5 protein-coding genes are annotated in these 8239 nt (G+C 45.4%); 1 reads left to right on the top strand and 4 read right to left on the bottom strand.

The features are described 5' to 3' along the window. Positions 1 to 64: 64 nt before the first annotated feature. The 4 genes from BM329_RS06050 to BM329_RS06035 are packed head-to-tail and all read right to left on the bottom strand — an operon-like array spanning position 65 to position 6890. On the bottom strand, positions 65 to 1849 hold the full coding sequence (locus BM329_RS06050) for an ABC transporter ATP-binding protein (RefSeq protein WP_092550301.1): 1785 nt from the start codon (positions 1847 to 1849) through the stop codon (positions 65 to 67). 1 nt (position 1850) lies between these two features. Continuing rightward, entirely contained in the window at positions 1851 to 3650 is a 1800-nt protein-coding gene (locus BM329_RS06045) for an ABC transporter ATP-binding protein (protein WP_092550298.1), read from the bottom strand. Beyond that, on the bottom strand, positions 3640 to 4887 hold the full coding sequence (locus BM329_RS06040; RefSeq protein WP_092550295.1) for an MFS transporter: 1248 nt from the start codon (positions 4885 to 4887) through the stop codon (positions 3640 to 3642). Before BM329_RS06040 ends, BM329_RS06045 begins: the two co-directional genes overlap by 11 nt. Beyond that, positions 4884 to 6890 carry a TonB-dependent receptor gene (locus BM329_RS06035; protein ID WP_092550292.1) on the bottom strand — a complete coding sequence of 669 codons (2007 nt, stop codon included), beginning with the start codon at positions 6888 to 6890 and terminating at the stop codon, positions 4884 to 4886. Before BM329_RS06035 ends, BM329_RS06040 begins: the two co-directional genes overlap by 4 nt. A 276-nt stretch (positions 6891 to 7166) precedes the next feature. Here BM329_RS06035 and BM329_RS06030 point away from each other — a divergent pair, with 276 nt between their 5' ends. Continuing rightward, complete coding sequence (locus tag BM329_RS06030; protein WP_092550289.1) at positions 7167 to 8147, top strand: helix-turn-helix domain-containing protein; 981 nt, start codon at positions 7167 to 7169, stop codon at positions 8145 to 8147. Positions 8148 to 8239 lie beyond the last annotated feature (92 nt).

Below are 8239 nucleotides of genomic sequence, written 5' to 3'. Positions count from 1 at the left end.
CACTTTATTCAGGTGAATATTTTGTATTCAGATGAATGTTTAATTATTCAAATGATTATTTTGGTTATTCAGATAACTGCCTTGGGTGCAAATTTGGGTGCAAATGCCAATGCTCTTCTGAACCAAGATGATTTTTCCAAAGGGATTGATAAAGGGAACAACGCATCAGTAATTCGTCATGAGTTCCGCTATCACAAAGGGTTCCATGATCCATGACCAATATTTGATCGGCGCGGGTTATCGTGCTCAGCCGATGAGCGATAACAAAGACGGTTTTGTTCTGGATAAGAGAATCAAAGGCTTCCTGTATCAGCCGTTCATTTTCGGGGTCCAGTGAAGCTGTTGCTTCATCCAGAAATAACACGGGTGATTGTTTTAAAATCGCGCGGGCAATGGCAAGGCGCTGGCGTTCACCGCCGGATAATGTACCGCCATCCACACCTAACGGAGTGTCGTATCCTTGTGGCAGGGCCATAATTGTGTCGTGAATATTGGCCAGGCGGGCAGCCTGTTCCAGTTCCGGCTGAGTTGCGGCTGCATCTCCCAAACGAAGATTATTGGCGACAGTATCCTGAAACAGGGCAGTTTCCTGAAACATCATGGTGACAGTGTCGTACAGCGCCTGAGTTTGGTAATAATGGACAGGGTTTCCACCCAGACGAATTTCACCTTTGTCCAGTTGGTAGAAAGAGAGTAATAAATAAGCCAGCGTAGATTTACCACTGCCGCTAGGCCCGACAATAGCGGTCATGCTGCCTTGTGGCGCATAGAATGAAACGTTTTGGATAGCGGGTTGGTTAGTACCCGGATAGCTGAATGTGATGTTGTTAACTTCAACATCGTATCTAGCAGGGGTGGCTAATGATCCGGATACTTGCGTTTCAACCGCTTCTATCTCTGCAATATGCGTTTCACCCAATTGTGTCAATGCAGTCACATTGATCAGAGGAATGATCCCGCGCAAAGGGGTAATAGTGGCAAACAGGAGCAGGATGGTGATAAGCATTTCAGAAAGCGTGAGTACTTCTGGGGAATGAAAGCGCAGGGCTCCAGCCAGTATGCCCACAACAACGCTGGTATCAATAACGATGTAGAACAGACTCAATAGCGGTATGCTTCTGAATACTCCCCGGCGGAATGCGACACGCAATTGTTCGATTTCTTGTTCAAAACGTTGTTCTACCGTCGTGGTCGCTGATGCTGCTCGGATAAAGGCCATGCCCTGTGCATATTCTACAATTGCTTCAGATACGCCAGCCATCATAGCTGCTCGTCGGCGCAATATTTTATTGAGTCTTTGACGGATAGCGCCCAGAATGAGTAATCCAACCATCAAGACCAACAGCGCACTGCCAGCAACCACCCAATCAAACCAGAATAAGGCCAGATAAATCAGTGTGAGCATCATAACCTGGCAAAGGATTTGGGGTGTGGTATAGGCTGACTGATTTTCCTGCCACTGCACATCTTCGGACAATGTCAGTGCGATTTTTCCGGCGCTTAATCCCCGGATTGTGGCGACCGACATACTCACAAGCCGTTTTAGCAAGGAACGGCGGATCTCTATGCCCAATCCGTAAGCAGCAATGGTGAGTTTACGCAGTGCACGGGACATGAAAGCGAACCGCAACATCAACAGAACAACCAAGAGCGCCAGAGTGACAAGCGGTAGCATACCGTTGCCACTTGCTTTTATATGAGTATCTTCCAGATGAGTGATAGCCCAGGCTGCGATGGCAAGTTGAGCAATAATCGCAATGGTATCAAGTTGTTTATATAATACGCCCATAAACCAGACCCGTTGCAGCTTCGGGGACAGATGTTGCTGGAGACGATTAAATAATCCCATGTTAATTTACTCCTGTTCCGGTATTTTCTCCCCGCCAGGCCGCCCACTGCCTGGCATATGCGCCTTGCTGTGCACTCAGCTCATCGTGGGTTCCTTGTTCAATGATTTGCCCTTTATCCAGAACCACTATTTGATCAAGGTGGCGGATGGTTGGCAGGCGATGGGCAATGACAATCACTGTTTTATTGTGGCCCGTTTGGGTATGGCATAGTGCATTGAGGGCTTGTTGCATCTCTTTCTCACATTCAGGATCGGCATAGGCTGTTGCTTCATCCAAAACAAGAATTGGCGCGTTTTTCAGAATAGCTGCGGCAACGGCGATCCGCTGTTTTTCGCCGACCGACAAGCTGATACCGTTGTTGAGTCGCGTGTTGTAGCCCTGCGGCAATTGTTGGATAAATTGATGTGCTTGCGCGGCGGTGGCGGCGGCTTCAACTTCAGCCTGTGACGCATCAGGACGGGCCAACCGTATGTTATTGGCTACCGTATCGTTGAACAGAAAGACCCGCTGGAAAACAAAAGAGATATTATTACGCAGGGTGGGTTCATCCATATTGCGGATATCAACACCACCAACAGTAATTTTGCCCTGCTGCGGGTCCCACAAACGCGCGATCAGGCTGGCGACAGTAGATTTCCCAGAACCACTGGCTCCTACCAGAGCCAGTGAGCTTCCGGCGGGTACGGAGAACGAGATATTATTTAACGCATTATCCTGTTCATCTTGGTAGGAGAAGCTGACATTATGCAAAATCACACTGTGATCGGCAGGGGTTTGGCTTTGAGTGCAGGGCGCCAGTTCAGGTTGGTTCATTAACCAGTGGTAACGTGTGATTAATGCCTCTTGTTGTTGCAAACGGGTCATTACAGCAAACATGGAGGAGGCGATATTGCCGAATGCCATAGCAGCCAGAATAAAGAAGGTAAATTCAAATACAGCGATTTCCTGTCGGTTAAATAACCAGACCGCTAACGGAAGTACAAACAGCAGATTGGCACTGGCCAGCACGAAAAATCGACTGGATTTGACCTGCACTTTTTCAACCCAAATATCAATAATACGTGTCAGGGCAGTAAATGCTTCTTCGGCACGTTGTAGCGCAATATTGCCGCCTGAATAGGTTTTTACCACGGGGATTGCATTAATCACTTCTCCCATCGTCGAAGCAATGCGGTTTTGGGCTGCATAAAAACGCTGAGTTGTGGCCTGAACTTTCATCTGAATATAGATGAATAGCAGACAAGCGCCCAGAGTTGGAGCGAATGCAGCCAGTGCCAGCCGCCAGTCAATAGCCAGCATGACACTCAATGCGATAAGTGGGCCGAACAGGGTTGCTGACATTTCTGGGATGATGTGAGCAATACCATCTTCAAGCTGCTCGACATCATCTAACATCATCTTTTTGATTTCAGTACTGTCGGTCTGCACGAAGAAGCCCAGGGGAACGGACTTCAATTTATTACTGATATTGTGACGAACATCAGCCTGGACATCGGCTGCGATCAGATGGGAAACAAACGTTGAACCACTGAAAGTCAGCATAGCGGCGAAAGCGGAGCCTAATAACATGATGCCGTAACTCAGTAGTGTGGCATATTGCCCGTCATGGATGGACTGAGTAATCAGACCGGCAACCGCAGCCGGCAGAATTTGCAGGCCCGCAGAGACAATGGCAAGCGTAATCGCAACGTAACTCAGGGCGCGGTATGGGCACATCATATTCCATAATGCCTTAAGGACACCGGCATCAGCGGCACGTTGCTCCGGCGAATTCTGGGCAGAAGAGTCGTTACTGAACATAGGTGTTTTCCTTTTGGAAAGAGTGGTGTTTGCGTAATGTCCAGAACAGGCCAATGAGGACGAAGAGAGATGCGAGGGCGAAAAGGGAAGCATAACCAAATTGGGTAACAATCAGCCCGCCGAGCATTGAACAGATGATGGCAACACACATATCAGCGGATTGCATCAACGCAAAATCTACCCCGGATTGGGTGCCTGCTGCCAAGGACATCATTTGGGTATATAAGGCAACAAATTTAGCCGCAGTGATTAACGTGATGGAAACGTATGCTGCTGAAAGCAGGGATACGGAAGATTCTGGTTGTTGGGCAAGCCAGAAAATCCCCAACAGCATCGTGCACTCAACCAGCATAAGGCCCAATAATGTCTGAATGGCGCCTGATTTACGTACAAGGATACCGCCAAACAGGACTCCGGATAATCCGGCTAATGCACCACCGCTGGCGGCAATAATGCCAAGTTGAGTTAAATCTACGCCATGATCGACCAAAAACGGCGAGAACATACCGAGTGACAGACGTGTACTGGTCATACACAACAGTATTAAAACCAATGCCTGTTTAACCGGAGTACGGCGTAATGCATTTTTGAGAGATGGAGGAGAGACAACCTTTGAAACGTCCGCTTCTTTCTTCCCCTGCGTTTTGCGGATGAACAAGATAGGCAGAGACAGCAGGAGAACCATGATGGCTAATGCGACCGTACCAATGCGCCAGCCATACAGTGAGGTAAGGTATAAGAACAGGCCGCTGCCAACAATAGTACCCAGATAGCCGCCCCCAACCTGCATGACATTACCCCAGGGACGCTGCTGCGGTGGCAATCGGTCAATGGCATGACCATCTGTGGTGGTATCGACTATGGTCAGGCAAAGTGTAATCAGAAACAGGGCCGCGAGGATCAGCGGCATATGTTCGGCAGGTGTAGCCAATGATATTAAGCAAAAAAGAAGAAAAATTAAAAAATTACCGCATAACATGAGACGGCGGGAGGAGGCATCCCCCGATCCTGATTTACGATAACGCTCTATAATCGGTGCCCAAAGGACTTTGCATGCCCAGGGCAACATCAACAGATAAAGTAACCCGATCTTATCCGGAGTAACGCCGTGACTGCGCAGAAATGCGGGCATGCTCTGTAGTGTTAACATGCCAATGGTACTTTGAATGGTGTAAACACCAGCCAACGTCAGAAGCAGTAACGAGATATGGCGAGAATTTGAAATATTATGCGTCACAGTGCAATGCTCACATCCAGCCCAACATTCAAGCCCTTACTCACCATATTGAGCGTCTGGCCTTTCTCGAAACTAGAAACACGGTACTTTTTATTGCTCAGGTTTTCGCCGTAAAGTTTAATGTTGACACCATGAGCCATCTCTAAACTCAATGAAGCGTCATAGAGCGTATAGGCACCTTGTTCAAGGGTATTCGTTTCATTAAAGTAGCTTTTCGAATAGTGGCGGGCACCCATATTTACATAGAGATTTCCCGGTAAGAATGTCTGATTGATAAGATAATCAACACTTGCATTGAGCATGATATCGGGTGCATAAGGCAGACGTTTGCCGTTATAACTGATGCCAGTTGTAGTATCGGTCGCATTTGTAAAACTTGATTTACCCGCACTACCGCCAAGAGAGAACCGGAGTCCCTGCATTGGCTTAATTTGGCTACTCAGCTCGATACCTTTACTGTCTGCTTTTCCGGCGTTCCGAATGGACTGCATACCAATCATCGGGCCAACATAAATCTGTTTATCTTTGGAATGAATGTAATAAACAGCACTGCTTAATGTTATTGCGTCATTAAAGAACGCTGTATGCCAGCCAAACTCATAATTGTCTGAGGTTTCAGTATCGTAAGGTTTTCTATCACTGGCGGAGGAAACAATTTTATTGAATCCACCGGGTTTATAACCTTTGGTGGCAGAGACATAGAAGCGGGTTTCAGGTGTGAATTGCCAGCCTAAAGCCGCTTTAGGTGTAAACTCATTGTTAGAAACGTGATTATCAAAGGCGCTGATTGCCATCGTGCCAGAACGGCCTGCGTAGGCTATCTGTGATTTTTCATGTGACAAACGCCCGCCAAGGGTCAGATCCCATTGAGCAGCAACCGGTAATTTAACCTCACCAAACAGCGCCAGTGATTTTGTTTTAATTGTATTCAGGGAATCACTGTAGTAACCAGGATAAGTACCAACCAGATGTTTATTGCTTTCATCTGAGAACCAGCCGCCGAGAACACTGGATATTCCATTTGAGTAGTCAGAATTTAAACGCAGCTCTTGGGTTGTTGCGTGGTGATTCTCTTTCCATTTACCTCCGATGAAGTTACGGAAAATAGTGCGATCCTGATAGGACGTTACGCTGGTTAATGCACTGTTGTTGAAATCATATTCAGCTTTGAGTGCATAACTGTTAACGCGTCGTATCAGATCTGGGATAACACCATCGTATTCTTTCCGGCGGAATTGTTCGTCGGTTAAATAAAGTTCTTCATGTGAATTGAGGTCTTCATGAGCAAAGCTGAGTTCAGCACTGAAAGGGGAGTCTTCCGGCGCAAATGTCAGTTGTCCTTTACCCAGCCAGGTTTTGCTGGAATCAATATTTTTGTCACCGCGTTTCGGGATATCAATTTGTCCGGGTTCTTTTACCCAGCGCAGACTCGAACTGCCATAAAGTATGCCTTCGATAAGAGGCGTTGATCCGCTGAAAGACCCGCTTTGCTTCAGCTTGGAATAATTACCAGAAAGGTTAAGCCAAGGCCCTTCTTTTGGAGAGCGGGTGATAATGTTGATAACACCTGCCTGAGCGTTTCCGCCGTATAAGGTACCTTGAGGGCCACGTAATAATTCTACGCGTTCTACATTGATTAATTCTTGTGTCAGGAATTGATGGTCCTGAGGAACACCATCAACATAAATTCGGATAGAAGGAGAATAATAATCGGGTGAGCTGATCCCTCTGATTGTGGTTGCCGAATAGGTTCGGTTGCCACGAGAGCGAATTTGTAATCCCGGAAAGGCACGTTCAAGATCCTGTACTTTGGTAACACCCGCCTGCTCAAGCTCTTCGCCGGTTTTAACTAAAATGCTGCCGTTAATTTTATTTAATGCTTCTTCTCGTTTATTCGCCGTCACAATCAAAATGTCATCTGTGGTTTCAGGAACATGTTCCGCCCAAGCTATAGGTGAAATCAGGCAACATAAGACAGATGCTTTAGCATATCTTTTTTTCATATAAATACTCTTTGGTGCTCTTTCAAAGATTGTTTTACAGGAAGTAAAACAAAAACTGAAAAGAAGACTAGCGAGGCTTAAAAAGAATAACTAACGGGATAGGAACAAAAATAGCGAGATGCGCACTATTGATAATGATTATCACTAATGATAAATTGCGTGATATTTACATTATTCATATATATATAAAATAAAAGAATAATCTTCATAATATGCTGTTTTTGCCGTGGAACTGGTTTGTAAGTCGTGTCTGAAGTTAATTTTACAGGGGATCTGATGAAAACGATTTATAGTGAGAGATTGGGAATTTTCACTACTGGCCATGATAATTGCATGAATTCACATGTGGATGAAAATAAAACGAATTTTCCTTTTCTAATTGAGGAGTTATCAGACGGAATTCATATAAACCGGGTTCGTTTCGAACTCAGCAAAGAATACACTGAATATTGTGAAGGGCCGCCAACTGTATCGATTGCTTTTATTCTGAGCGGAAAGGGGAAAATGGCGATTGAGAATGGCGATGTTTTAGATATTAGTCCGGGAACAATGATATTTTTTCATTCTCCTAAAATAACGCGTGGTATGAATTTATTCGGCAGTGGGGTATGGCATATTCTTGATATCCGTTTTTCTCTGAACGAAATTAAGTCTCAGGAGCTGCCATCGTTTAACAAGTTAACAGTCGGTTTTGAAAAAAATGCGAGCTATAACGATGTCCTGATGATGGCCAGTCCTATCTATCCGCCATTTATGCAGTTAGTTAATCAAATAGAGGAATGTCAATTAAATGGCAGTGTCAGAAAGATCTATTTAAAGGCAAAGTCGTTAGAAATACTCGCCTGTGTGGCTGCCCAAATTTATGATTATCAATATAATGCAATCAATGGCTTGCAGCGTCGGGCTGTTTACAATGCGATAAAAATAATTAATAGCGACTATCATTACCCTTGGACAATAAAATCATTATCAAAAGCGGTGGGGTTGAATGAACGGAAATTAAAAGAGGGATTTCGGGCGGTTGTTTTTCGTACTTTTCATCAATATCTGGAAAATGTTCGTATGACCACGGCAGAAGATTTGTTGAAAAAAGGGATGAGTGTCATTGAGGTTGCTGTTGCAGTAGGCTATTCCAGCCCAAGTCACTTTTCTAAACGCTTCCGGCAACATTATTTGATCAATCCTAAAGCATGGCAGGTGAAATATGCCGTGAATCACACATTCAGGTCAGAATCGATTGCCGCAGAAAGTCAGTAGATAATGTCGTCATAAATTATTTTGTGCGATAATAAGATTTGCATTCCATAAACAGAGTGAACTAACCATGAGCACGCCTGCATACCGCCGCC

The sequence above is a fragment of the Xenorhabdus koppenhoeferi genome (assembly GCF_900116635.1).
Taxonomy (GTDB): Bacteria; Pseudomonadota; Gammaproteobacteria; order Enterobacterales; family Enterobacteriaceae; genus Xenorhabdus; species Xenorhabdus koppenhoeferi.
Note: the sequence above shows the minus strand (reverse complement) of the source record. Positions and strands in the feature narration are given on the sequence as shown.

Bases quoted from the DNA above. Each gene is read 5' to 3' on its own strand.
- BM329_RS06050 (WP_092550301.1), bottom strand. From the start codon at position 1,849: ATGGGATTATTTAATCGTCTCCAGCAACATCTGTCCCCGAAGCTGCAA.
- BM329_RS06035 (WP_092550292.1), bottom strand. From the start codon at position 6,890: ATGAAAAAAAGATATGCTAAAGCATCTGTCTTATGTTGCCTGATTTCA.
- BM329_RS06030 (WP_092550289.1), top strand. From the start codon at position 7,167: ATGAAAACGATTTATAGTGAGAGATTGGGAATTTTCACTACTGGCCAT.
- BM329_RS06045 (WP_092550298.1), bottom strand. From the start codon at position 3,650: ATGTTCAGTAACGACTCTTCTGCCCAGAATTCGCCGGAGCAACGTGCC.